This is a genomic window from Microcystis sp. LE19-10.1B, assembly GCF_027530565.1.
In the GTDB taxonomy this organism is placed as follows: domain Bacteria; phylum Cyanobacteriota; class Cyanobacteriia; order Cyanobacteriales; family Microcystaceae; genus Microcystis; species Microcystis aeruginosa.
The window spans coordinates 1-1324 of sequence record NZ_JAPZQM010000384.1 but is presented as its reverse complement, the minus strand read 5'-3'; the positions used below and the strand labels follow the sequence as shown (position 1 = coordinate 1324).

The 1324-nt window shown below is 45.2% G+C and carries 1 protein-coding gene; it reads left to right on the top strand.

Annotation, left to right across the window (positions count from 1 at the left end; translation table 11 throughout):
• Positions 1–1324 (top strand): Calx-beta domain-containing protein (locus tag O9332_RS13880; RefSeq protein WP_288026051.1); only part of this gene is annotated, 1324 nt, incomplete at both ends.

Genomic DNA, 1324 nt, shown 5'->3' with positions numbered 1-1324 from the left:
CGAGGACAAGATAACGTCAATGGTGGGGACGGAAACGACCTATTAATTGTCAACTACTCCAGTAACACCTACGCGGGGACAACCACCTTTCCCGCAGGAATAGGTAGCAGTATTTTTGAGAGTGGTGGGGCTTGGAGTGGTTCTTTTAGTGCCTATACTAATAGCAGTGGTAATTCTGACTCCGTTTCCTTCTCTAATATAGAAAGGTTTCAAATTACCGGGACTAATGCTAATGACACCATCACCACCGGGGGAGGTAATGACATCATCACAGGGGTTAACCCTAACAGTAGCACCCCAGGAAAAGGAGAAATTGATTCTTTAACAGGAGGAGCAGGAAGTGATAGATTTATCCTTGGTGACGCAACTTGGATTGGTTACGATGACGGTAATACAACTAATGCAGGTACTAGCGACTACGCGACAATTGCCGACTTTAACACCACTGATGATACAATTCAACTACGAGGTGCAAGTAGTGACTATCTGTTAACGGTTTCTGGTTCTAATACTAAACTCTACATCAACAAACCCGGAACCGAACCAGATGAACTGATTGCGGTTATCAATAATCAAACAGCATTAAGTCTAACTGCTAGTTATTTTAGCTATGTTGCTAGTCCGACTCTTCCCAGTATCACTCTTGCTGTCTCTCCCGCAAGTGTGACAGAAGACGGGACAACAAATCTGGTTTATACCTTCACCCGTACCGGAGTAACCACCAATCCTTTAACAGTTAATTACACCCTCGGAGGGACAGCTACTCTTAATACCGACTATACTCGTACAGGGACTAACAATACAGTCACCTTTGCTGCTGGTTCAGCGACTGCTACCGTAACCGTTGACCCCACTGCTGACACAATAGTAGAAAGTAACGAAACTGTTATTTTAACCCTCGCTGCGGGGACAGGTTATACCGTAGGTACGACCACCCCAGTGACGGGGACAATTACCAATGATGATTTCCCTAGTATTACTCTTGCTGTCTCTCCTAGTAGTGTGACAGAAGATGGGACAACAAATCTGGTTTATACCTTCACCCGCACCGGAGTAACCACTAATTCTTTAACGGTTAACTACAGCATCAGTGGGACAGCAACCAATGGAACCGATTACACTTCTATCCCCACCAGCGTCACCTTTGCTGCTGGTTCAGCGACTGCTACCGTAACCGTTGACCCCACTGCTGACACAATAGTAGAAAGTAACGAAACTGTTATTTTAACCCTCGCTGCGGGGACAGGTTATACCGTAGGTACTACAAACCCAGACACGGGGACAATTACCAATGATGATTTACCTAGTATAACTCTTGCTGTAT